The organism is Cellulosimicrobium sp. NPDC030954 (assembly GCF_055571305.1).
This window is the reverse complement of sequence record NZ_JBVIFN010000001.1, coordinates 283515-305518: the sequence shown is the minus strand read 5'-3', so window position 1 is coordinate 305518 and position 22004 is coordinate 283515. Positions and strand designations below refer to the sequence as shown.

Below are 22004 nucleotides of genomic sequence, written 5' to 3'. Positions count from 1 at the left end.
AGCGGCGGGCACCAGGGGCGAGGGGCCCGACCGCGGACGCGCCGCCGTCGGGCCCCTCGTCCGTCCCGCGCCGCCCTTCACGGGTGGACCGGTCACCAGCTCCAGCCGCGCGCGCTGAGCTCGAGCTCCTCGCGGAAGCGTTCGTCGTCGCCCGTGCGGAACCCGGCCCGCAGCGGGGCGTCCTCGACCGAGAGCCCGGTGAGCCGGCACGCCTCCCGCAGCAGCGCGTCGTAGGCGCCCTGGACCGCGAGGTAGTGGTGAGCACGGGCGAAGACCTCCGGGTCCGCCTCGATGCGCCGCATCTCCGCCGCGAGCTCGCTCAGCCGCACCTGGAGCGCGAGCGTCGCGAGCGGGTCGGGGGGCGGCGGACGGCGCCGCAGCAGGTGCGGCCGGCTGGTCGTCCGGTGGCTCGGAGGGCGACCTGCGCGGCGCAGCACCCACCACGCGGCGGCGGCGGTGCACGCCGTCGCGCACCAGATCATGAGCAGCCACGACATCGGAGCCGACCTCTGCGCGGGGAGACCCACAGGACCCCTCCAGTCTAGGTCCGCGTGCCGCCCCGAGCCATGGGTCGCGCGCGCCATCCCCCCGGAGCGCGGCACGGCCGTACGATGCCGACGACGCGCGCCGAGGCGCGCCACGACGACGGGGGCCGCGCATGACGACAGCACGACGGCTGCGGACGATCGCGTTCCGCGGCCGGCTCTGGGCGGCCCTCGTGCTCCCGCTGTGCCTCGTGGCCGGAGCCGTCGCCGCGGGCGGCGGCCTGCTCATGGCGGGGTTCGTCGTCGCGGCGGTCCCGGTCGCCGGCCTGCTCGCGCTCCCGCCCCTGCTGGGGACGTGGGTCGGGCGCGTACGGACCGCCGACGACGTCCCGCTCCCCGACGCCGTCGTGACCGTCGCGCTGTGGGTCGTGACGGTCCCCGTCGGCTTCCTCCTGACGTACACCCAGCCGGTCCCGCTGGACGTCGCGACCCCTCCCGGGTATCACGCGGCCGAGCTCGCGAGCGCCGTCGTGGTGCCCGCGGTCCTCGTGCTCTGGGTCGCGCAGCTGGCCCTGGCGCTCGTCGGCGTCCGGGCACGGCGACGCGCGCCCGACGCCGCACCCGCCGGCCCGGGAGCCGCGACCCTGCCGGGCTGACCGGGTCAGCCGGCGAGAAGGTCCGCCTGCGGGTGCCGCACGCCCTGCACCGCCCCGCGCGGGATGGCGGCGCCGATCGCCGCGACGTCGTCCGGGGTGAGCCCGATCGAGGCCGCGGCGACGTTCTGCTCGAGGTAGGCGAGTCGCTTCGTGCCCGGGATCGGGACGACGTCCTCGCCCTGGGCGAGCAGCCAGGCGAGGGCGAGCTGCGCCGTCGTGACGCCGCGCTCCGCGGCGAGCTGCTCGAGGGTGCGCACGAGGCCGCGGTTGTGCTCGAACGCCTCGCCGGCGTACCGGGCGTGGGCGCGGCGCACGTCGTCCGCGGCGAAGCCGTCGGGCGCGTCCACGGTGCCGGTGAGGATGCCGCGGCCCAGGGGTGAGAAGGGCACGAACCCGACGCCGAGCTCGCGCAGCGCGGGCAGCACCTCGTCCTCCGGGTCGCGCGTCCACAGGGAGTACTCGCTCTGCACGGCCGTCACCGGGTGCACCGCGTGGGCGCGGCGCACCGTCGCGGCGGACGGCTCCGAGAGGCCGATGCCGCGGACCTTCCCGGCCTCCACGAGCCCCGCGAGCGCACCGACCGTGTCCTCGATCGGGACCTGCGGGTCGACGCGGTGCAGGTAGTACAGGTCGAGCCGGTCCGTGCCGAGGCGGCGCAGGCTCGCGTCGACCGCCGCGCGCACGTACGCGGGGCGACCGTCGACCCGCCGGCCGTCCGGGTGCCCGCCCGCGGGCGGGAGCCCGAACTTCGACGCGAGGACGATCTGGTCGCGGTGCGCCCCGAGTACCCGGCCGATCAGCTCCTCGTTGCGGCCGTGCCCGTAGACGTCGGCGGTGTCGATCAGCGTCACCCCGAGCTCGAGCGCACGTCGCAGCACGGCCTCCGCCTCGGTGGCGTCCGCGGGGCCGTACGCGTCCGTCACGGACATGCCGCCGAAACCGACGGCCGCGACGGTGAGGGCGGCGTCCCCCGCGCCGAGCGTGCGCTGGGGGAGGAGGTGCAGGGCGGCAGGGGCGAGGTCGTCGGTCATGACGCCAGCGGACCACTCCGGGCGTCGCTCGGCAAGGGCCGCGGCGGGTCCTCTCACCTGGCGAGAGAACGTGACGCGCACCCCTCGCGACGGGCACCATCGGCCCGTGTCGCCGTAGGTCAGGCACGCCTGTCCTTGCTGGCGGGAGCGGGGAATCCTACCTAGTCTGGAATCGTTCAAGAGAACGAGCCACGAGGACGGCACCGACGGAAGCCGGGTGACCGCCGCACGTTCCGGGAGACCCCCGAGAGAGCGAGGAGCACCATGTCCGCACCCACCATCCACCGCGCCACCGCCCGATTCGAGGCGTCGGAGACGCTCCGCGCCCACCTGCAGCGCGTGCTCGTCGCGCTCGTCGACCTGCACGTCCAGGGCAAGCAGGCCCACTGGAACGTCACGGGCCGCGGGTTCCGCGACCTGCACCTCCAGCTCGACGATGTCGTGGACGTCGCGCGCGAGCACAGCGACACCGTCGCGGAGCGCATGCGCGCGCTCCAGGTCGTGCCCGACGGCCGGACCGAGACCGTCGCGACGACGACCGACCTCTCGCCGTACCCGGCCGGCCTCGTGTCCGTCGGCGACACGGTCGACGCGATCGTCGAGCGCATCGCCCAGACCGTCGAGGTCGTGCGCGAGGTGCACGACGGCGTCGACGCCGAGGACCCCACGACCGCCGACATCCTGCACGAGATCATCGCCGACCTGGAGAAGCAGGCGTGGTTCCTCTCCTCGGAGAACCGCGAGGCCTGACGAGCCCGTCGGCCCGGGCGTCGTGGTCGCACGAGGCCCGGGCCGCACGGCCTGCGCCGAGGGGCTCGGTCAGGCGACCGCGACGTGCCGGGATGCTCGTCCGGAGAGACCGAGCGTGTCGCGCAGCGTCGTCCCGGGGTAGGCCGTGCGGAACAGGCCGGCCCCCTGCAGGAGGCGCACGACCCGGCCGACGATCGCGTCGAGGTCGGTGCTCAGGGACGACGGGCGCAGGAGGAAGCCGTCTGCCGCACCGGCGCGCACCCACTCCTCGGCCGTGACCGCGAGGTCGCGCGCCGTGCCGACGTGCGTGAGGGAGTCCGTGTCCCACGAGACGCCCTCGAGGTCCTCGATCAGGTCGAGGCGCGCCTGGGCGCTCGCACGCGTGTCGCCGATGACCACGTACGCGTCCACGAGGACCCGCAGGGCGTCGGGGTCGCGCCCCGCGTCTGCCGCGGCGGCGCGCACCTGCGCCCGCCGGGCGACAGCCTCGTCCAGCGTCGCCGCCCGCACCCGGACCACGTCCGCGCGGCGGGCCGCGAGGTCCAGCGACGCGGGCGTGCTCGCTCGCACGACGACGGGCGGCCGGCCCTGCGGCGGCCGCGGCGTGCTGGACGGCCCCGCGACCGCGAACCGGATGCCCTCGTGGTCGACGTGGCGGAGCTGCTCGCGATCACCGGGCCGGCCGGTCGCGACGTCGCGGGTCTCCGCGTCGTCCTCCCACGAGTCCCACAGCCGCGTGACGGCCTCGACGGCCGCGCCCGCCTCCGCGACGGCGCCGGGCTCGTCCTGCGCGCCGTCGGGCCCGGACGCCGCGGCCTCTGCCGGCGTGGTGGACCACCCGACCTGCCAGCCGGCGCGTCCAGAGCTCACGTGGTCGATCGTCGCGATCGCGGTGGACACGTGGAAGGGCTCGGTGTGCGTCGTCGTCACGGTCGGGACGAGGCCGATCCCCGCGCTGCGGGGCGCGAGGCGGGAGGCGACGAGCGCGGCGTCGAGCCGGCCCCGGACGGACCCGTCGCGGCTCGGCCGGAGCGTGAACGCGTCGTCGAGCGTGACGAGGTCGAGCAGGCCGCGCTGGGCGGTGGCGACGAGCTCGACGAGGCGCTTCCCGTCGAAGAGCCGCTGGGCCTGGGTGCCCACGGTCCGCCAGGCGGCGGGGTGCGCGCCGGCGTCGGTGAGGTCGACGCCGAGGTGGAGCGTGCGGGCGGGGCGGGGGTCGGACATCGCGAGGTTCCGTTCTCGGTGCTGCCAGCGCAGCGCCGACGCCGTCGCCGGTAGAGCGCCGACGACGCTCGGGGCGCGGCGGGTGCGGAGGTGGGCAGGGCTGCTCCGCCGCGGGGTGGCAGGACGGGGCGCGGGAAGCCGGGGGCGACGGGCCACGCGCGGGGCGCGCGGGCCTCTTCGGTGGCGGTTCGTCGTCAGCGACAACAGGTGGCGCGCGCGGGACCCGCGGTCCCGAGTGCGCGCGCGGCAGAGGCGCCCGCGGGTGGACGGGGGCACGTCGAGGCGTGCGCGGCGGTCACCGGGGTGCTCACCGCGGTGCTCACCGCGGTGCTCGACTCCCGCCGGTCCATCGTCCGTCTCCTTCGTGCCCGTCGCCGGGCTCCGCGTCCTTGCCCCGCGCCGCGCGTGGTCCGCGCGACGCGGGACCCGGTCCTCACCCGGGGCACCCCACCGCGCGGGAGGGTTGCCGTCCGACGAGCCGGGGCTTGGCGTCGGAGCTCATGACCATGTCCTGTGACCGGGGTACGTCGACCTCGGTTGCGCGGGAACTTACGAGCGGCCGCCGCAGGGTGTCAACGCGCCGAGGGGACCTTCCCACATACTGGACTTGATCGGTCAACTTTCTGCCGCCCGAGGCGCTGCTTGCACCGAGTGCATCGATGCACTTAGTGTCAAGAGGTGCCCCTCCCCTCCGCGACCGACCCGTCGGGCGTGCCCGTGACCGACCCGACGACGGGCTCCGCGCCCGCCCCCCCGACCGGCTCCTCCACCGACCGCCGCGCCGCGCTGCGCGCACGGCACCGGCGGGCGATCGTCGACGCGGCGGCGTCGCTCATGGAGGAGAACGGCGGCACCCGGTTCACCGTCGACGAGCTCGCGGCCCGCGCCGACGTCGCGCGGCGCACGATCTTCAACCACTTCGCGTCGCTCGACGACGTGGTGGTCGAGGTGTGCGAGGATGTGCTGGGCACCGTGGTCGACGCGCTCGGGGCGAGCGCGGCCGACCCCGGCACCGACCGCACGACCCCGCTCGACGACCTCACCGCGGCGCTCCGCGGCACCGACCTCGTCGGCCCGATGTCCTACCTCACGCGCGCACTCGGCGGCACCGCGACCGAGCCCACCCCGCGCGTCACGACGATGGTCGTGCGCACGTTCACCCACCTCGCCGAGCGCCTGGTCGCCGAGACCACGCGGCGGCACCCCGACGTCGACCCGCTCGAGATCGAGATGCTCGTGGGCGCGCTCATGGCCGGGGTCCTGGTGATCCAGCGACGCTGGTGGGCCGCGACCGGCGCCGCCGACGACGACGCCTCGCGCCGCGTCTGGGCGGACCTCCTCGACCACCTCGTCGGACGTGTGCGCGCGGGCTGGGCGCTCCCCGCCTGACGCCGCCCTCCTCCCCCGACCGACCACCACCCGGCCTGCACGCCGCACCGCTCACCGGACCGCCGACCGGACCGTCCCGGACTCCCACCGAAGGATCCTCATGGCTGAACTCCTCTACCGCCTCGGCCGCGCCAGCGCGCGCCGCGCGCGGACCGTCCTCGCTTCGTGGCTCGCGGTGCTCGTGCTGGCCGGGGCGGCGTTCGTCGCGTTCGGCGGCTCGCTCGCGAGCAGCTTCTCCATCCCCGGCACCCCGACCGCCGAGGTGACCGAGCGCCTGCAGACGGCGCTCCCGGAGGCCTCCGGCGGGAGCGGCACCGTCGTCTTCGTCACGGAGGACGGCTCCGCGTTCACGCCCGAGCAGGAGGCGGAGATCTCCGACCGCCTCGCCGCGGCGGAGGACGTCGACGGCGTCGAGACGGCCGTCGACCCGTTCGCCACGCAGGCCGAGCTGGCGGACCAGCGTCAGCAGATCGGGGACGGTCGCACCCAGATCGAGGCCGGGCGCACGCAGATCGAGGACGGTCGCGCCCAGCTCGCCGCGGGCCAGGAGCAGCTCGACGCCGCGCGGACCCAGCTCGACCAGGGCCAGGCCCAGCTCGACGCGGCGCGCGCGCAGGCCGAGGCCGCGGGCGCGCTCGACCAGGTGGCGCCCCAGCTCGACGCGCAGCAGGCCGAGCTCGACGCCGGGCGCGCCGAGCTCGACGCCCAGGCCGCGGCGCTCGACAAGCAGGTGACCGCGCTGGAGGACCAGAGCACGATGCTCGAGGAGCAGTCCGCGCAGCTCGAGCTCTCCGCACCGCTCCTCGAGATGGCGTCGGAGATCCGCATGGTGTCCGAGGACGGGAGCGCCGCCGTCGCGAGCGTCGCGTTCACCGAGCCGAACATGAGCATCGAGCAGCAGACCAAGGACGACCTCGTCGCGGTCTTCGCCGACGACCCGGTCGACGGCGTCCAGACGGACTTCTCGTCCGACATCACGCAAGGAGTTCCCCAGGTCTTCGGCGTCGGCGAGGCGATCGGCCTCGTCGTCGCGGCGATCGTGCTGATCGTCATGCTGGGCACGCTCGTCGGCGCGGGGCTGCCGATCCTCACGGCGCTCATCGGCGTCGGGATCGGCGCGCTCGCGGCGATGTCGCTGTCGGGCGTCGTCGAGATGTCGTCCGTGACGCCCGTGCTCGGCCTCATGCTCGGGCTCGCGGTCGGGATCGACTACTCGCTGTTCATCGTCAACCGCCACCGCCGCCAGCTCAAGCAGGGCGACGACGTGCAGGAGTCGATCGCGCTCGCGAACGGCACGTCGGGCAACGCCGTCGTCTTCGCCGGCGCCACGGTGCTCATCGCGCTCCTCGCGCTCAACGTCACCGGCATCCCGTTCCTCGGCCTCATGGGGACCGTCGGCGCGCTGTGCGTCGCGATCGCCGTGCTCATCGCCGTCACCCTCACGCCAGCCCTGCTGAGCATGATCGGGACGCGCATCCTCAGCCGTCGCGAGCGCGCCGCGCTCGCCGGGACCGAGGCGGCCGGGGCTCCGGGCGAGACCGACGCCGCAGCCGGCCCCACGCCGTCGGGCACCACCGCGGGGGCGGCGAAGCCCGCTCGCCCGATGTCGACGCTGCGCGCGGTGGGCACGGCGCTGCTCGCCGTCGTGGCGCTCGGGGTGATCGCCCTCCCCGCGCTCGACCTGCGCACCAACCTGCCCGACGGGTCGTCGGAGGCGCACGACTCCACCCAGTACCGCGCGTACTCGACGATCGCCGAGCGGTTCGGCGAGGGCACGAACGGCCCGCTGCTCGTCGTCGCCGACCTCCCGGGCGAGCCCACGGAGGCGGAGGCCCTGGAGTACCAGGTGCGCGTCGCCGAGGAGCTCTTCGCGCTGGACGACGTCCGCGCGGTCGCCCCGATCGGCACGTCGGACGACCGCACGGTCGCCGCGTTCCAGGTGGTTCCCGCCGAGGGACCGACGAGCGAGTCCACCGAGGAGCTGGTGCACGACCTGCGCGCGCTCGAGCCGCTCGACGGGGACGTGACGCTGGGCGTCGCCGGCTCGGCCAGCGGCAACATCGACATCTCCGACAAGCTCGCGCAGGCGCTGCCGATCTACCTCGCGGTCGTCGTGGGCCTGTCGCTCGTGATCCTCGTGCTGGTGTTCCGGTCGGTCTTCGTGCCGGTCGTCGCGACGCTCGGGTTCATCCTGTCCTACTTCGCCGCGCTCGGCGGCGTCGTCGCGATCTACCAGTGGGGCTGGCTGTCGGGGGTGTTCGGCGTCGAGACGCCGGGCCCGATCCTCAACTTCCTCCCCACGATCCTCGTCGGCATCCTGTTCGGCCTCGCGATGGACTACCAGCTCTTCCTCGGCTCGGGGATGCGCGAGGCGTACGCGCACGGCGCCCCGGCGCGCGTCGCGATCACCCAGGGCCTGCGCGCGGGCCGGTCCGTCGTGACCGCGGCGGCGATCATCATGATCTCCGTCTTCGGCGGGTTCGTCTTCTCGCACAGCGCGATGATCCGGCCCATCGGGTTCGCGCTCGCGTTCGGCGTGCTGGTCGACGCGTTCGTCGTGCGGATGCTGCTCGTCCCGGCGCTCATGCACCTCGTGGGCGACAAGGCGTGGTGGCTCCCGCGCTGGCTCGACCGCATCCTGCCCGACGTCGACGTCGAGGGCGCCGCCCTGGAGCGCCGCCACCCGCACCACCCCGACGGGGATGCCGGCGCGGACGACGCGGGCAGTGCCACGACCGACCCTGGAGCGACCGAGCCGGAGCCCGCGCGCGGCTGAACGCTCCACGTCACCTCCCGGCGCCGAACCCGGGGTCCCGCGTCACCGAGTCTGCTCGGTGGCGCGGAATCCCGGGTTCGGCGTCAAGGGCGGGGCACGTGGACCGTCGCGACGATCGCGTGGTGGTCGCTGCCGGGCACGGGCAGGGAGGCGACGTCGGTCACGACGTTCTCGCGGTCCGTCACCACGTGGTCGAGGTTCAGGACCGGCGGCACCGTGCCCGGCCGCGGCGACCACGACAGGTCGAGCCCGCCGCCCGACGCGCGGCTCGCGTCGTGGAACCGGTCGCCGAGCAGCCGGCGGAACGTCGCGTGGTCGTGGGTCGCGTTGAAGTCGCCGACGAGCACCTGCGGGAGCGGGTCCGCCGTCGCCCGCTCGGCCAGCGCGGCGGTCTCCTCGCCCCAGACCCGCACGTACTCCGGGATCGGCGGGATCGGGTGCACGGCGGTGACCCGCACCGGCACCCCGTCGACCTCGACCGTCGCGGACGGCATCGCGTCGTTCGAGAACGGCTCGAGGTCCACGTCGCGGAGGGGCGACGCGCTCCACAGCCCGCTGCCGAGCGCCCCGGACCCGACCTTCGCGTCCGCGCTGTACGGGAGCACGTCCTCGATGCCCGCCGCGACGAGGCGCTCGCGCAGGTCGGTCGTCAGCTCCAGCACGGCGAGCACCTGGACGTCCTGCTCGCGGACGAGGTCGACCAGCGCGTCGGCGTCCGCCGACCCGAGCCACGCGTTGGCGCCCATCACACGCACGGAGACCGCGCCGTCGGGCGGTGCCGGACCGGGCACGAACGCCGGCACGAGCCACACCGCCTGCGCGGCGACGCACACGGCGAGCAGCGCCGCGAGGATCCACCGGCGCACGACGAGCGTGACCACGACGCCGACGACGGCAGCCGCCGCGACGAACGGCGTGAACCCGACGACCTGCGCGAACGGCGTCACCGCGTCGTACGGGACCGCGCGCACGAGCGTGAGCAGAGCGACCGCCACGGTCCCCGTCGCCAGCAGGACGGTGAGGACCGGACCGCCCGGCCGCCGTCGGGCGGTGACGCGCGCGGGCGGGAGGCTCGTGGTCACCGAGGTCATGCCCGGACTCTCGCAGCATCGCGCCCGGCCCCGCGCCCCGCCGCACCACCTCGCCCGCCGACCTCCACGAAACCCGCGCAGCATCGCGCCCCGGTCCGCCGAGCACGACATGAGGGTCGTTCTCCGCCCGAGAACGACGCTCATGTCGTGCTCGACAGCGGGCAGGGTCGTGCTCGGCCAGGGTCCATGGACGACGACGCCCCGGTCACCTGGGCGGTGACCGGGGCGTCCGTGGTGCGGGGTGTCAGCCGAAGATGGCCGGGAGCGTGCCGCGGAAGGCCGCGTCCGCCTCGCTGAGCGGGACGGTGAACAGGCCCGCGACGTCGAGCGCCTCGCCGGACTCGGCGACGGCGCCGGGCTCGGTGCCCGTCTCGCCGATCTTCAGCACGGGGACGCCTCGCGCGACGCACGCGTCGACGAGCTTGGACTCCTCGCCGCGGGGGACCGCGACGAGCGCGCGCGCCGTCGACTCGGAGAACAGCGCCTCGAACGGGGTGACGCCGTCGCGCTCGGTCAGCGCGTCGAGCGACACGGTGGCCCCGACGCCGAAGCGCAGCGACGCCTCGAGGAGCGCCTGCGCGAGCCCGCCCTCGGAGAGGTCGTGCGCGGCCGACACGAGGTCGTCGCGGCTCGCGTTGACGAGGACGCCGGCGAGCGCCTTCTCGGCCGCGAGGTCCACCTGCGGGGGCACGCCGCCCAGGTGGCCGTGCTCGACGTCGGCCCAGGCCGACCCGTCGAGCTCGGGGCGCGTCGTGCCGAGCAGGTAGATGCTCTCGCCCGTCTCGCGCCAGCCCGACGGCGTCGCGTGCGCGACGTCGTCGAGCACGCCGAGCACGCCCACGACGGGGGTCGGGTGGATCGACGAGTCGATCTGGCCGGGCTCGCCGGTCCCGTTGTAGAGCGACACGTTGCCGCCCGTCACCGGCACGCCGAGCTCGCGGCACGCGTCCGCGAGGCCCTCGATCGCCTCGACGAGCTGCCACATGGAGTCCGGGTCCTCGGGCGAGCCGAAGTTGAGGCAGTCGGTCACGGCGAGCGGGCGGGCGCCCGTCGTCGCGACGTTGCGGTACGCCTCGGCGAGCGCCAGGCGGGCGCCCGTGCGCGGGTCGAGCTTGCCGTAGCGGCCGTTCGCGTCCGTCGCGAGCGCGACGCCGAGGCCCGTGCTCTCGTCGACGCGGACCACGCCCGAGTCGTCGGGCTGCGCGAGCGCGGTGTTGCCCTGGACGAACCGGTCGTACTGGTTCGTCACCCACTCCTTGGACGCGAGGTTCGGCGACGCGAGGAGGCGCAGGGCCGTCGCGCGCAGGTCGTCGCCGCTCTCGGGGCGTGCGAGCGCGTCGGCCTCGACGGTGCGGGCGTTGAGGCCGTCCTGCCACGACGGGCGCGCGTACGGGCGGTGGTAGACCGGGCCCTCGTGCGCGACCGTCCGGGGGTCGACGTCGACGATGCGCTCGCCGTGGTGGTCGATCGTCAGGCGGCCCGAGTCGTTGACCTCGCCGATCACGGCGGTCTCGACGTCCCACTTGGCGGTGATCGCGAGGAACTCGTCGAGCTTGTCGGGCGCGACGACCGCCATCATGCGCTCCTGCGACTCCGACATGAGGATCTCGCCCGCGTTGAGCGTGGGGTCGCGCAGCAGGACGTCGTCGAGCCACACGTGCATGCCGCCGTCGCCGTTGGAGGCGAGCTCCGACGTCGCGCAGGAGATGCCGGCGGCGCCGAGGTCCTGGATGCCCTCGACGACCTGCGCCGCGTAGAGCTCGAGGCAGCACTCGATGAGGACCTTCTCCATGAAGGGGTCGCCCACCTGGACGCTCGGGCGCTTGGCGGGCACGCCGTCCTCGAACGTCTCCGAGGCGAGGATCGAGGCGCCGCCGATGCCGTCGCCGCCCGTGCGCGCGCCGAACAGCACGACCTTGTTGCCGACGCCCGAGGCGTTGGCGAGGTGGATGTCCTCGTGGCGCAGCACGCCGAGGCACAGCGCGTTGACGAGGGGGTTGCCCTGGTACGAGGAGTCGAAGACGAGCTCGCCACCGATGTTCGGCAGGCCGAGGCTGTTGCCGTAGCCGCCGACGCCGGACACGACGCCGTGCACGACGCGCGCCGTGTCCGGGTGGTCGACGGCGCCGAAGCGGAGCTGGTCCATGACGGCGACGGGGCGCGCGCCCATGGAGATGATGTCGCGCACGATGCCGCCGACGCCCGTCGCGGCGCCCTGGTAGGGCTCGACGAACGACGGGTGGTTGTGCGACTCGACCTTGAACGTCACGGCCCAGCCGTCACCGATGTCGACGACGCCCGCGTTCTCGCCGATGCCGACGAGCAGGTGCTTCTTCATCTCGTCCGTGGTGGCCGCGCCGAACTTCGACAGGTGGACCTTGGACGACTTGTACGAGCAGTGCTCGGACCACATGACGGAGTACATCGCGAGCTCCGCGGCCGTGGGGCGGCGCCCCAGGATGTCGCGGATGCGCTGGTACTCGTCGGGCTTGAGGCCGAGCTCGGCGTACGGCTGGACCTCGTCGGGGGTGGCGGCGGCGTGCTCGACGGTGTCGAGCGTCGGCGCGGCGGGACGAGCCTCGGAGCGTGCGGAAGCCTGGGGTGCGGGGGCGGTCATCGTTTCCCTCGGGTGGGCGCTGAGCGGGGAGCGCACGACGGCGCGCGGCCAGTCTACCGGCGTACGGGGAGAGGGCGTCCGCGCGTCTCGCGTCGCGGTCGGCGGAGAACCGAGACGGGCGTCTCGCCGTGCGGAGACCCGTCCTCCGGGTTCGGATGGAGGCGTGCCCACCCTTCTCGAACCGACCTCCGGTCCTGCCCGCACCCCGACCAGCGACCTCCTCGACCCGCACCTGGAGCGCCTCGGTCACGACCTCACGCTCGTCGAGCGCCAGCTCCACGGCTACTCCCGTCGCACGGGCTCGTACGTCGGGCACCAGGCGTTCGAGACGGTCGAGCCGGCGGGTGGGCGCTACCGGGAGGAGCTCGAGGCCGAGCGCGAGCGCATCCTGTCGCGGCTCGAGCTGCTCAGCGCGATGCGCGTGGCCGCAGGCTCCTGACCGCCCTCCCGACCCGGGTCAGAGCGTCAGCCCGAGCACGACGCCCAGCACGCCGAGCGCGGGCGGCACGAGCTGGACGAGGGCCGCGCGCGCCTTGGACGGCGACGACAGGATCAGCACCAGCCCCGCGGCGACCATCGACCCGGCGCCCGCGACGACGAGCGTGAGCCCCACGTCCTGCCGGTCCGTCGCGTACAGGACGATGCCGAGCACGACGAGCACCGCGAGGAACAGGTTGTAGAACCCCTGGTTGAACGCGAGCTCCTTCGTCGCCTCCGCCTCCTCGCGCGACGTGCCGAACGTCGCGCGCGTGCGCGCGCTCGTCCAGGTGAGCGACTCCATGACGAAGATGTACACGTGGATCGCCGCGGCGACCCCCGCGAGCGCCAGCCCGAACCCGATCACGGTCGGCCCCTCCCGGTCCGCGAGGCCGCACGGTGCACGACCTCCCGCCGGCGGGCGGGTCCGGGTCGCTGCCTCAGCGGTCCTCAGCGTTCCACAGGAGCGGCTCCGCCGCCGCGAGCGCCACGGCGAGCGCGCCGAGGGCGAGCCCGACACGCGTGTGCGGCAGGCGCACGCCCCGCGCGCGCAGCCGCTCCCCACGGCGGTAGACCCACTTCTCCCCGGCGACGGCGAGCGTCGTCGCGAGCGCGACGCCCCCGACGGCCCCTGCCGCGACGACCCCGGGCGGCACCGGCGTCGGCTCGTCGCGGTCCGGCGCGTACCTGTTGTCCTCGCGCGCGGTGGGGTCCGCGGGATCAGACCCCCGCGTGCTGCCCGTCCCGGCGCTCGGCGCCGCGTCGAGGTCGTCCGCGACGGCCCCTGCTGCGCGGACGGCGTCGCGCAGCGACCGGGCGCCCTCGCGTGCCTCGCGTCCCTCCGTCGTCGAGGTCACCGTGAGCACGGCGCCCGCCGTCGCGACCGCCGTCTTGGCGAGCGCGCGGGCCCAGCGCGGCCGTACGACGTCGGGCACGGCGTACCAGGCGACGGTCGCCAGGCCGGCGATCGCCACGGTGCGCGGGTCGGCGGACCGCCGGGTCGGCTCGTGCTCGGTCATCGGGCCCCTTCGTCGGACGGGTGCGGCGCGGACGCGCTCGCCGACCTCAACGGACCACGCGCCCACGGAGTTCCGGCGGCGGACGCGACCTCCGCCTCCCTGGATGCCGCCGAACCCGGGGTCTTTCCCGACGCACGGCCGAGGGTGAGGAGCGATCCCGGGCTCGGCGCCTGGTCAGGGCGCGACGGCGCGCAGGCGCTCGCGCAGGTAGCGGACCGCGGGGGCGTCGGTCATGGTGGCGCGCCAGACGACGGTCACCGGGCGGGTCGGGACGGGCTCGCGCACGGGCACCGCGACGACGTCGGCGGGCAGCGGGCCGCGGCCGAGCCGCGGCACGAGCGCGACGGCGAGGTCCTGCGCCACGACCTCGACCTGCGACGCGAACTCGAGGCACCGGAAGTCGATGCGCGGGACGCGCGGCTCGCGCGCGAACATGTGGCAGAACCACTCGTAGCAGATGGTGCCGTCGGGCGTGCAGACCCACGTCTCGTCGAGCAGGTCCGCGGGCGTGAGGGTGGGACGCCCGGCGAGCGGGCTCGACGCGTGCACGAGCACGTCGGCCTCGTCGCGGAAGAGCTCCTCGCTGCGCAGGCTCGGGGGCAGCGCGAGGCCGACGCCCTCCCAGTGGTGCACGAGCGCGAGGTCGAGCGTCCCCGCCGCGACGGCCGCGACCGCGTCCCACGGCTCGGTCTCCTCGACGACGAGCCGCAGGTCCGGGACGTCGTCCCGCACCCGCGCGACGAGCGGCGCGACGACGCCGCGCACCGCCGTCGAGAACGACCCGAGGCGCACGGTCCCCGTGGGGCGGGCGCCGGCGTCGTGCAGGCGCGCGCGGAGCGACTCGACGTGCTCGCGCAGCGTGCGCCCCTCCTCGACCACGCGCCGGCCGGCGGCCGTGAGGACGACGCCGCGCCCCTCGCGGTCGAGCAGGCGTGCGCCGAGGTCGCGCTCCAGGCGCTTGACCTGCTGCGAGACGGCGGACGGCGTGTACCCGAGGTCGCGCGCGGCCGCGTGGACGCTCCCGGTGCGCTCGACGGCGATGAGCGCGTCGACGGCGGCGAGGTCGATCATGCACCCAGGGTATCGGGAAGCAGCACTACCGGGAACCGTGCACGACCGTGCGCTGGACGTGCACGATACCCGGAGCGCACCCTCGTACCCATGCCCCTGCGCTCGTCCCTCCTCGCCGTCCTCGTCGCCGTCCTGTGGGGCGTGAACTTCGTCGTCATCGACCTCGGCCTCGGCGACGTGCCGCCGACGCTGTTCGTCGCCCTGCGCTTCCTCGTCGTGCTCGTCCCCGCGATCTTCCTCGTCCCACGGCCCCGTGCGCGCTGGCGGGACGTGCTGCTCGTCGGCACGTTCATGAGCCTCGGCCAGTTCGGCCTGCTGTACACCGCGCTCGCGCTCGGCATGCCCGCCGGGCTCGCGTCGCTCGTGCTGCAGGCCCAGGTCGGGCTCACCGTGCTGTTCGCCGCCGCGGCGCTGCGCGAGGTCCCGACGCGCGCGCAGCTCGTGGGCGTGCTGGTCGGCGCGGCCGGGCTGGTCGTCGTCGGCGTGGGGCGCAGCGCCTCGACGCCGGCCCTCGCGTTCGTCGTGACGCTCGCCGCCGCGGCGTCGTGGGCGGTGGGGAACGTCGTCGCCCGACGCGCCGGGAGCCGCCGCGACCAGGGTTCTACCTCGCGTGACCTGGGCTCTACCTCGCGTGACCTCGGCTCTACCTCGGCGGGCCGGGACGCTCCCTCGCGACCCGGGCTGGAGGGGCTGTCGATGACCGTCTGGTCGGCGCTCGTCGTGCCCCTCCCCATGCTGGGCCTGTCGCTCGCGCTCGACGGGCCCGACGCCGTCGGGCACGCGCTCACGCACCTCACGCTCGCGCCCGTCCTGTCGACCCTGTACACCGCGTGGCTCGCGAGCCTCGTGGGCTACGGGATCTGGAACACGCTGCTCGCCCGGTACCCGGCGTCGGCGGTGGTGCCGTTCACGATGCTCGTGCCGCCGGTCGGGATGCTCGCCGCGTGGGTCGTGCTCGACGAGGTGCCGAACGCGGCCGAGCTGCTGGGCGGCGTCGTGCTCCTGCTGGGCGTCGCGACGACGACGGGCGTCCTGCGCCGGAGGCCGCAGCGAGCCGCACGCCCGACGGCCGCCGAACCCGGGGTTGTCGCACCCCATGCGGCCGAACCTGGCGACGTCCCCGGGTTCGGCGAGGGTCCCGACCACAGGGCCGGGTTCGACAGCCCAGGGGCGACACGCGCGCGTTCGCGCTGACAGGACCCCGCGACCGGGGGTTCCATGGAGGTCCGGGGACGTCCGAGACGCGAGGGAGCCTCTCATGAGCCAGACCGCGGGTCGCACGGAAGAACGGCAGCAGCCGGAGCTCAAGCGCGTCATGGGGCCGAGGCTGCTGCTCCTGTTCATCGTCGGGGACATCCTCGGCACGGGCGTGTACGCGCTCACGGGTCAGGTCGCGGGCGAGGTCGGCGGCGCGGCGTGGCTGCCGTTCCTGCTCGCGTTCGTCGTCGCGACGATCACCGCCTTCTCCTACCTCGAGCTCGTCACCAAGTACCCCAGCGCCGCCGGGGCCGCGCTCTACACGCACAAGGCGTTCGGCATCCACCTGCTGACGTTCGTCGTCGCGTTCATGGTCATGAGCTCGGGCATCACGTCGGCGTCGACGGCGTCCAACGCGTTCGCCGGGTTCGTCTCCGACGGCTTCGGCCTGGCCCTCCCGACGGGCGGCGACGGCCGGCTCCTCATCGCGCTCGGCTTCATGGCCCTCGTCGCGCTCGTCAACTTCCGCGGCGTCGGCGAGAGCGTCCGGGCGAACGTCGTGCTGTCGCTCGTCGAGCTGTCCGGCCTGCTGCTGGTGATCTTCGTGGGGCTGTGGGCGACGACGCAGGGACGGGCCGACTTCTCGCGCGTCGTCGTGTTCGAGAGCGCGGACGACAAGAGCGTGTTCCTCGCCGTGACCGCCGCGACGACGCTCGCGTTCTTCGCGATGGTCGGGTTCGAGGACTCGGTGAACATGGCCGAGGAGTGCAAGAACCCGGTGCGCGACTTCCCCCGCATGATGCTCACCGGGCTGTCCATCACGGGCGCGATCTACGTGCTCGTCGCGATCACCGCCGTCGCGCTCGTCCCCGTCGGCGACCTCGTGGACGACTCGAAGGGATCGGCGCTCACGCAGGTCGTCGCGGCCGGCGCACCGAACCTGCCGTTCGACACGATCTTCCCGTTCATCGGCATGTTCGCCGTCGCGAACTCGGCGCTCATCAACATGCTCATGGCGTCGCGCCTGCTCTACGGCATGGCGAACCAGGGCGTGCTGCCGCGCGCGTTCGGCCAGGTGCACCCGTTCCGTAGGACGCCGTGGGTGTCGATCCTCGTGACGACGGCCATCGCGTTCGCGCTCATCGTCTACGTGGTGCGCCAGTCGGGGACCGAGGCGGGCACGAACGCGATCGCGCTGCTCGGCGGCACGACGTCGCTGCTCCTGCTCGTCGTGTTCACGATCGTCAACGTCGCGCTCCTCGTGCTGCGCCGCGACCGCGTGGACCACCAGCACTTCCGGACCCGCACCTGGCTCGCGGTCCTCGGTGCGCTCACGTGCGCGTACCTCGCCGGGCCGTGGGCGCGCAGCGCCGAGCAGCAGGAGCAGTACGTCATCGCGGGCGCGCTCGTCGGCCTGGGGGTCCTGCTCTCGTTCGTCACGTGGCTGTACAACCGCTCGGTGCGGCACCGCCAGATCGCGTTCTCCGACGTGTCCCGCCTCGAGGACGAGGTCGAGGACGGCTCCGACGACGACGGCCGCTCCCCGTGAGCGACGACGTCCGCCCGGGGCCGTGGGCCTCGGGCGGACGTCGTGCGCGGCGTCAGGCCGAGCGCTGCCGGGTGCGGAACGCCTGCGTCGCGAGCCAGCCCATGACGACCGCCGCGAGCGCGAGCAGCCCCAGCCGGCCCCACACCACGCCCCAGTCCGGCGAGGCGGCGAGCGCCTCGCGCCCCGCGACGACGGCCCAGTCGAACGGGTTGTACCGCGCGACGTCGGCCACCCAGTCGGCAGACAGGCTCGTGTCCATCACGGCGGACGACAGGAACATGAGCGGCAGCGTGATGAGCTGCGAGATGCCGATGAGCGCCTCCTGCTGGCCGGTGAGCAGGGCCATGGCGTTGCTCAGCGCCGAGAAGAGGGCCGTGAGCAGCACGACCGCGAGCAGCAGCGCGAGGACGCCGAGCGTCGTCTCGCCGGGCGTGCTGCCGAACCGTGCGCCGCACAGCCACGCGACGGCGAGCACGACGAGGGCCTGCCCGACCGCGATGACGGCCTGGTAGATCATCGTCGACGCCATGAGCGCGCCGCGGGACGCCGGGGACGTGAGGAAGCGGTCCATGACGCCGCGGTCCATGTCCTGCACGTACGAGGTGCCGGCCCACGCGGCGCCGAACATCGCCGTCATCATGACGACGCCCGGCGTGATGAACTCGAGGTACGTCCCGCCCGTGGAGAACCCGGGGATCTCGACGACGGACCGGAAGAGCTGGCCGAACAGCAGCAGCCAGATCATCGGCTGCACGAGGTTCATGACCATGAACACGGGGATGCGCGCGCCCTGGCGCAGCGCCCGGGCGGTGAGGAGCCCGGTGTGCACGACGGCGGTCATGCGGCCACCCCCTCGACGGTCGCGCCGGCATCGGCCCTCGGGGCGCCCCCGGCTGTCGCGTCCGCGGAGGACTGCGCGGCCGTGAACGTGCGGCCCGTGTGCCGCAGGTACACGTCGTCGAGGCTCGGGCGCGCGAGCGTCGCCGACGCGACGGGGAGCCCCGCGGCGTCGAGCGCGGTGAGGACGGCGGGCAGCGCGACGGCGCCCGAGTCGGCCCGGGCGCGCAGGGTGCGACCCTCGACGTGCACGTCGCGGACTCCCGCGCACGCGCGCACCGCGTCGGTGACGCGGCTCGCGAGGGCGGCGCCGCCGTCGGGCCCGCCGCTCCCCGCTCCGAGCGCCGCGGGGGCGAGCTCAACGACGATGCCGTCGCCGCGCAGCTCGTCCTTCAGCGCGTCGGGGGTGCCCGCGACGGCGACGCGGCCGTGGTCGACGATCGCGAGGTTCGCGGCGAGGCGGTCGGCCTCCTCCAGGTAGTGCGTGGTGAGGAGGATCGTCATGCTCTCGCGCGCCGTCATGCGCTCGATCTCGGCCCACATCTCGGCGCGCGCCTCCGGGTCCAGCCCGGTGGTCGGCTCGTCGAGGAACAGCACCTGGGGCCGGTGCACGATCCCCATCGCGACGTCGAGCTTGCGCGCCATGCCGCCGCTGTAGGTCTTCACGAGGCGGTCGGCCGCGTCCGCGAGGGAGAACCGGTCGAGCAGCTCGGTCGCCCGGACGCGGGCGGCGCGCGCGCCGAGGCCCTGGAGCCGGCCCGCGAGGACGAGGTTCTCGCGCCCGGTGTCCATGGGGTCGGTCACGGGCTTCTGCGCGACGTAGCCGATCGCGCGCCGCACGCGCTCGGGCTGGCGTGTGACGTCGATCCCCGCGACGGTCGCCGTGCCGGAGTCCGCGCGGCTGAGCGTCGTGAGGATCTTGGCCGTCGTCGACTTGCCCGCCCCGTTGGGGCCGAGCAGCGCGAACACGGTGCCCGCGGGGACGGCGAACGACAGGCCGTCGAGCGCGTGCACGGGCGGGCGGCCGCGGCCGCCCGGGTAGGTCTTGCGCAGGTCGACGGCGGCGATCGCCGTCTCCTGCGCACGGGTGCTGGAGGGCACGATGAGGCTCCTTGTGTCGGGAGCCGTCTCGCCGGGGGTGGTCCCTCCCGCGCGGCTAGCATGGGAGGGCCCTGGGTGACTGTTGACGCAGCAGTTCTGTCGGTTTCCGGCGGGACGACTCGGGCTCGGTGGTCCGGATGTTGGCGCATCCGGGCCACCACTCTTTCTCCGTCCGGCGCGCGCCTGGTCGGGGCGCGCGCCGGTGGTTCAGGGGGTGGGGTCGGCGGGCAGGTGGCGGCGCACGACCTCCTCGATCTCCTCGGGCGAGGCGCCCGCGGCGCGCAGGCGCGCCATCTCGGCCCAGCCGTCCTGGCCGCCGACCTCGCCCGTCTCCAGGCGTGCGGCGAACCGGTCGATCCACGTGCGCTCCGCGCGCAGCATGGCCAGCCGGTAGTCGGCCTCGACGAGGAAGATCTCCGGCAGCCCCGCCGCCGCGGCGCCGGTGAGCCCGGCGTCGCGCGTGCGGATCTCGTTGTCGAGCGACGCGAGGCGCGCGCGCAGGAGCGCCGCGACCTCCTCCGGCGAGAGCATCGCGATGAGCGACAGCCCGGCCTCGACGTCCGGGTACTCCTTGGACGGCACGGCGAGCAGCTCGCGCAGCCACGCGGCCGCCTCGACCTTGCCCGCCTCCGTGATCTCGTAGACGACGCGCTCGGGCCGGTTGCCCTCTCGCTCCGAGTGCGACGGCGTGATGAAGCCGTGCTTCTCGAGCGACTTGATGACGGAGTACAGCGAGCCGAAGTTGAGCCGGATGCTGTCGTCCTTGCCCCGCTCGCGCAGGGTCGTCGTGATCTCGTACGGGTACATCGGCCGCTCGGCGAGGCTCGCGAGCACCGCGAGCGCGAGCGGGTTGGACACAGGACGACGGGACATCGCTCACCTCCGAATACTTGATCCAGAGTATTCTGTCTCGATCACTCGCGCAAGGCTATCGCCGCGATGTGGTCGAACACGGGGTCGTGGACGGTCCAGGCGCTGGGACGGGCGACCTCCGCATGCTCGGCATGTCGGGACCGCATGGTCGACGGGAGCGGGAAGGGGCTGTGGCCGTCGTCGGGCGGTCGTCGCGCATGATGGGTCCATGCAGACCCGCGTCGCCGCCTACGCCGTGATCGTCCGCGAGGACGGGAGGATGCTCCTCCCCCACTGGAGCGAGGGGGACCACGACGGCTGGACCCTGCCCGGGGGCGGCATCGACCCGGGCGAGCACCCCGAGGCCGCGGCCGTCCGCGAGGTGCGCGAGGAGACCGGCTACGACGTCGAGCTCGACGGCCTGCTCGGCGTCGACAGCGTCGTGGTCGACGCCGCGGCGCGGCTGCGCGCCGAGGACCGCGACCGTTCGCTCCACGCGATCCGGATCGTCTACCGCGCCCGCGTGGTGGGCGGCGAGCTGCGCGTCGAGGAGGACGAGTCGACCGACGACGTCGGCTGGTTCACGCCCGACGAGGTCGACGCGCTCCGGCGCGTGGGGCTCGTCGACCTCGGCCGGGGCTGGGCCGGCCTGCTTCCCGTGTCGTCGTGACCCGGCCCGGCCGCGCCGGTGCGCGGCGCCGGCCTCGTCCGACGGCGCGACCCCTCGCCGCCGACGTCCTGATGCTCGTCGTCCTCGCCGGGTGCACGCCCGGCGGCGGGGCGTCCGCGCCAAGCCCCGGCACCGTCACGACGATGCGGGCGGACGGCACGCCCGGCGACGACGGCACGGCAGACGCCGGTGGCGACACGACCGCGGCGCCCGAGGTCGTGCGGGTGCCCGTGGGTCCAGCGACGGTCGAGATCGCGGCGCCGGTGCTCGCCTCCACCGCGGCGGACGGCGGTGCTCCGGCAGCGGCGGTCTCGGCAGGCGGCGAGGGCACGTCGAACGTCGCGCTCGTGCTCGCCGACGCCCCGGCTCTGGTCTCGGTCGAGACCGGGTCGCTCGTGCGCCACCCGGACGGCACCCTGACCGTCCTGGACGACGCCGGCACGCCCGTCGGCGGGCTCGACGCCCCCCGCGTCGTCGGTCCGCACGGCGACGTCGCGCCCGGCGGCACTGCGCACGGCGACGCTCCGCAGGGCGACTCTCCGCAGGGCGATGTTCCGCGAGACGCCAGTCCGGACGCCGCGAACCGGGACGTGGGCACGACGGCCGCCGACGGGACGGACGCCGACGACGCGGCCGGACCGACCGCACCCGACGCTCCCGGTGTGCGAGTCGTGCTGCTGGACGCCCACCGCGCGGAGGTGACGCTCGCGCCCGCGACCGGGACGCCGTCGGGCACCGCGCCGGACGCCTCGTCCGGTCCCGACGAGACGAGCGGTCTTCCGCAGACCCCCGCGGACGACGCGGGCGGGACTGGCGCTACCGACGCCGCGGGCGCGACCGGCGCCGACCCGCCCGCGGCCTGGGACGTCGTCGTGACGCTCGCTACGCAGGCGGTGCGGAGCACCGACTGGGGCGAGCGCGAGGGCGGGCGGTCGCTCGCGGTCGACGCGACAGCGTGGGCGCGCGCCGCGGGGCAGGCGGGTCAGGAGCTCGTGTGGGCGCAGGTGGTCGCGGCCGAGCCGGAGGCCGACACCCCGACGATGCACGACCAGCTCGTGTGCCACGTGGTGGGCGCCCCGGACAAGGCGACGTGGAACCTCGAGCCGTGGCGGCCCGACGTCGGGCTGCTCGCCACGATGGCCGCGCGCTGCAACCCGACCTGACGGGCAGCGCCCGTGCCGCGCCGAGCACGACGTCGCGCGCGGTCGACCA

General features: G+C 74.8%; 20 protein-coding genes and 1 riboswitch. Of the genes, 9 read left to right on the top strand and 11 right to left on the bottom strand.

Features of this window, described 5'->3' with window-relative positions; translation table 11 throughout:
* Positions 1-92: 92 nt before the first annotated feature.
* Complete coding sequence (locus ACZ402_RS01295; RefSeq protein ID WP_375822587.1) at positions 93-497, bottom strand: hypothetical protein; 405 nt, start codon at positions 495-497, stop codon at positions 93-95.
* A gap of 161 nt (positions 498-658) precedes the next feature.
* On the opposite strand from ACZ402_RS01295, the gene ACZ402_RS01290 reads away from it, so the two are divergent.
* Positions 659-1141 carry a hypothetical protein gene (locus ACZ402_RS01290; RefSeq protein ID WP_375822588.1) on the top strand — a complete coding sequence of 161 codons (483 nt, stop codon included), beginning with the start codon at positions 659-661 and terminating at the stop codon, positions 1139-1141.
* A 5-nt stretch (positions 1142-1146) separates the two neighbouring features.
* On the opposite strand, the gene ACZ402_RS01285 is transcribed toward ACZ402_RS01290, so the two are convergent.
* The gene (locus ACZ402_RS01285; protein ID WP_375822589.1) at positions 1147-2172 is read right to left on the bottom strand and encodes an aldo/keto reductase; all 1026 of its coding nucleotides are present in this window, start codon (positions 2170-2172) and stop codon (positions 1147-1149) included.
* Between the two features lie 264 nt (positions 2173-2436).
* Between ACZ402_RS01285 and ACZ402_RS01280 the strand changes: the two genes are divergently transcribed.
* Positions 2437-2922: a Dps family protein gene (locus tag ACZ402_RS01280; protein ID WP_375822590.1), complete on the top strand. Its 486-nt coding sequence runs from the start codon at positions 2437-2439 to the stop codon at positions 2920-2922.
* 69 nt (positions 2923-2991) lie between these two features.
* Here the strand turns inward: ACZ402_RS01280 and ACZ402_RS01275 are convergent, their stop codons facing one another.
* Positions 2992-4146, bottom strand: coding sequence for an LLM class flavin-dependent oxidoreductase (locus tag ACZ402_RS01275; RefSeq protein WP_375822591.1), 1155 nt, complete (start codon positions 4144-4146; stop codon positions 2992-2994).
* A 380-nt stretch (positions 4147-4526) separates the two neighbouring features.
* A riboswitch (SAM riboswitch) is annotated at positions 4527-4652 on the bottom strand.
* Between the two features lie 172 nt (positions 4653-4824).
* On the opposite strand from ACZ402_RS01275, the gene ACZ402_RS01270 reads away from it, so the two are divergent.
* Together ACZ402_RS01270 and ACZ402_RS01265 are read left to right on the top strand one after the other, a co-directional pair.
* The gene (locus ACZ402_RS01270) at positions 4825-5535 is read left to right on the top strand and encodes a TetR/AcrR family transcriptional regulator (protein WP_375822592.1); all 711 of its coding nucleotides are present in this window, start codon (positions 4825-4827) and stop codon (positions 5533-5535) included.
* Positions 5536-5635: 100 nt separating this feature from the next.
* A complete protein-coding gene (locus tag ACZ402_RS01265; protein WP_375822593.1) occupies positions 5636-8311 on the top strand; it encodes an MMPL family transporter in 2676 nt (891 codons plus the stop codon).
* Positions 8312-8394: 83 nt separating this feature from the next.
* Here ACZ402_RS01265 and ACZ402_RS01260 read toward each other — a convergent pair whose 3' ends face one another.
* Together ACZ402_RS01260 and purL are read right to left on the bottom strand one after the other, a co-directional pair.
* Entirely contained in the window at positions 8395-9402 is a 1008-nt protein-coding gene (locus tag ACZ402_RS01260) for an endonuclease/exonuclease/phosphatase family protein (protein ID WP_375822594.1), read from the bottom strand.
* 244 nt (positions 9403-9646) lie between these two features.
* Positions 9647-12019, bottom strand: a complete 2373-nt coding sequence (gene purL, locus ACZ402_RS01255; protein ID WP_375822595.1) for a phosphoribosylformylglycinamidine synthase subunit PurL — start codon at positions 12017-12019, stop codon at positions 9647-9649.
* A gap of 163 nt (positions 12020-12182) precedes the next feature.
* Between purL and ACZ402_RS01250 the strand changes: the two genes are divergently transcribed.
* A complete protein-coding gene (locus tag ACZ402_RS01250; protein WP_375822596.1) occupies positions 12183-12458 on the top strand; it encodes a hypothetical protein in 276 nt (91 codons plus the stop codon).
* An 18-nt stretch (positions 12459-12476) separates the two neighbouring features.
* Here the strand turns inward: ACZ402_RS01250 and ACZ402_RS01245 are convergent, their stop codons facing one another.
* The 3 genes from ACZ402_RS01245 to ACZ402_RS01235 all read right to left on the bottom strand — a co-directional run bounded on the left by ACZ402_RS01245 (position 12477) and on the right by ACZ402_RS01235 (position 14586).
* Positions 12477-12863: a DUF1304 domain-containing protein gene (locus ACZ402_RS01245; RefSeq protein WP_375822597.1), complete on the bottom strand. Its 387-nt coding sequence runs from the start codon at positions 12861-12863 to the stop codon at positions 12477-12479.
* Positions 12864-12936: 73 nt separating this feature from the next.
* Positions 12937-13515 (bottom strand): hypothetical protein, encoded by a 579-nt coding sequence (locus ACZ402_RS01240; protein WP_375822598.1) that lies wholly within the window; start codon positions 13513-13515, stop codon positions 12937-12939.
* Between the two features lie 174 nt (positions 13516-13689).
* A complete protein-coding gene (locus ACZ402_RS01235) occupies positions 13690-14586 on the bottom strand; it encodes a LysR family transcriptional regulator (RefSeq protein ID WP_375822599.1) in 897 nt (298 codons plus the stop codon).
* Between the two features lie 90 nt (positions 14587-14676).
* Between ACZ402_RS01235 and ACZ402_RS01230 the strand changes: the two genes are divergently transcribed.
* Both ACZ402_RS01230 and ACZ402_RS01225 read left to right on the top strand, forming a co-directional pair.
* On the top strand, positions 14677-15780 hold the full coding sequence (locus ACZ402_RS01230; protein WP_375822600.1) for an EamA family transporter: 1104 nt from the start codon (positions 14677-14679) through the stop codon (positions 15778-15780).
* Positions 15781-15844: 64 nt separating this feature from the next.
* Complete coding sequence (locus tag ACZ402_RS01225; protein ID WP_375822601.1) at positions 15845-17332, top strand: APC family permease; 1488 nt, start codon at positions 15845-15847, stop codon at positions 17330-17332.
* A gap of 52 nt (positions 17333-17384) precedes the next feature.
* Here the strand turns inward: ACZ402_RS01225 and ACZ402_RS01220 are convergent, their stop codons facing one another.
* The 3 genes from ACZ402_RS01220 to ACZ402_RS01210 form a co-directional block, all read right to left on the bottom strand.
* Positions 17385-18173, bottom strand: a complete 789-nt coding sequence (locus tag ACZ402_RS01220; protein ID WP_047231327.1) for an ABC transporter permease — start codon at positions 18171-18173, stop codon at positions 17385-17387.
* Positions 18170-19270, bottom strand: a complete 1101-nt coding sequence (locus ACZ402_RS01215) for an ATP-binding cassette domain-containing protein (RefSeq protein WP_375822602.1) — start codon at positions 19268-19270, stop codon at positions 18170-18172. The genes ACZ402_RS01220 and ACZ402_RS01215 overlap by 4 nt, the downstream gene beginning before the upstream one ends.
* Positions 19271-19477: 207 nt before the next feature.
* Positions 19478-20143: a PadR family transcriptional regulator gene (locus ACZ402_RS01210; protein ID WP_375822603.1), complete on the bottom strand. Its 666-nt coding sequence runs from the start codon at positions 20141-20143 to the stop codon at positions 19478-19480.
* A 208-nt stretch (positions 20144-20351) separates the two neighbouring features.
* On the opposite strand from ACZ402_RS01210, the gene ACZ402_RS01205 reads away from it, so the two are divergent.
* Positions 20352-20792 carry an NUDIX hydrolase gene (locus tag ACZ402_RS01205; protein ID WP_375822604.1) on the top strand — a complete coding sequence of 147 codons (441 nt, stop codon included), beginning with the start codon at positions 20352-20354 and terminating at the stop codon, positions 20790-20792.
* Positions 20789-21955, top strand: coding sequence for a DUF2599 domain-containing protein (locus ACZ402_RS01200; protein WP_375822605.1), 1167 nt, complete (start codon positions 20789-20791; stop codon positions 21953-21955). Before ACZ402_RS01205 ends, ACZ402_RS01200 begins: the two co-directional genes overlap by 4 nt.
* Positions 21956-22004: the final 49 nt, after the last annotated feature.